We start from the raw sequence: 1,585 nt of genomic DNA, 5'->3' as shown, positions 1-1,585 counted from the left end.
GGAAACTGGCTGATCCCAATCCAAAGGGCAGCGCCGCACCGCGAAACCTCGTCGGCGCGCTTGACAGACGCGTGGCGGTTCGGCTACGCGCAATTTCGGCCGCAGACGCCAGCCTCCCGCGGACTCGGATGAGTCTTGGTGAAGTTCTGTTCAAGACGTTCTCTTTGTAAACCTCTCCGCGTCTCGCGCGGGTGGCAATGCGGGATCCATCCAAGACGGCGAGACTCGCGCATGAGGAATGCAGTGAGATGTCCGATCTATACCGAAATCCGTTTCTTGACGGTCCGTTGCCCGCGATCTTCGCCCGAACGGCGCTTCCGATCATCTTTGTGATGAGCATGAACGGCCTTTTGACCGTCGCAGATGCCCTCTTTCTTGGGCACTACGTCGGTGAGGCGGCGCTTGCGGCGGTTACCGTGGTGTTTCCCCTTTACATGCTGATCGCGGCCTTTGCGACGATCGTTGCAAGCGGCATGGCTAGCCTTCTGGCCCGGCACTTGGGCGGCCAGCGCCTAGACGCCGCGCACGAAGTGTTTGCCAGCGCCCACTGGCTGGCCCTTGGCGCTGGGGCGGTTCTCATCGCGCTTTTTGTGCTTTTCGGGCAAGCGGTCATTGCATTGGCTGCTGGCGGAGATGGCGAAATCATCCCCTTGGCTACGACATATCTGCGAATCCTTGTCGTCTTTTCGCCTGTGTTCTTTTTGCTTTCGGTCAATTTTGACGCGCTGCGCAGCGAAGGGCGCATGGGCTTCATGGCAGCATCAAGCCTTTTGGTCTCACTTGGCAATATCGGCTTCAACTACCTGTTGATCGCAGTGTTTGAACTTGGCGTGGCGGGCTCTGCCTATGGCACGATATTGGCGCAGGCCTTGGCGCTTGGCATCATCGTGGCATATCGTGTGCGGGCCCGAACGGTACTGCGCCCCACAGCGTTTCTGGGCCGTATCACGACTTCGGGTTGGGGCGGCATCCTCGCGCTTGGTGCGCCGCAGGGGCTTAATTTTCTTGGCGTGGCGCTCGGCTCGTCGGCAATTCTGGTGGCTTTGCAACGTGTCGGCACACCTGATTATGCGGCAACCGTAACCGCTTACGGCATCGTGACACGGGTTCTGACCTTTGCCATCCTGCCGATTCTGGGCCTGTCGCAGGCGATGCAAACCGTCACCGGGAACAACCACGGGGCCGGGCAATGGCGGCGCAAAAACGAAAGCCTTGGCCTTGGCCTTGGCGTTGCGCTGGTGCTTTGCATTCTGGTTCAAATCGTCGCGACGTTTTTCGCCCGCCCGATAGGCACGGTCTTCGTTGACGACCCAAGGGTCGTTGCCGAAGTTGCGGCAATCATGCCTGTCATGGTGGCGCTTTACGTGCTGTCTGGCCCGCACATCATGCTGGCGGCGCATTTTCAAGCGATCGGCGATGCACCGCGGGCAGCTATTCTTGGCTTGTCCAAGCCATACCTGTTTGCGATTCCGCTGACCTTCGCGCTGCCACTTCTTTTTGGCGCAGAGGCGATCTGGTGGACCACCCCAGCCGCCGAGGCGATGTTGGCCATGCTGACAGGGCTGGTCCTGTTGCAGACAGCGCG

The 1,585-nt window shown here is 60.0% G+C and carries 1 protein-coding gene; it reads left to right on the top strand.

Annotation, left to right across the window (positions count from 1 at the left end; genetic code table 11):
- Positions 1 to 248 precede the first annotated feature (248 nt).
- A partial coding sequence (locus ABY403_RS16370; RefSeq protein ID WP_372841874.1) for an MATE family efflux transporter occupies positions 249 to 1,585 on the top strand: 1,337 nt, incomplete at its 3' end.

The organism is Phaeovulum sp. (genome assembly GCF_041596715.1).
Taxonomy (GTDB): Bacteria; Pseudomonadota; Alphaproteobacteria; order Rhodobacterales; family Rhodobacteraceae; genus UBA6213.
Note: the sequence above shows the minus strand (reverse complement) of the source record. Positions and strands in the feature narration are given on the sequence as shown.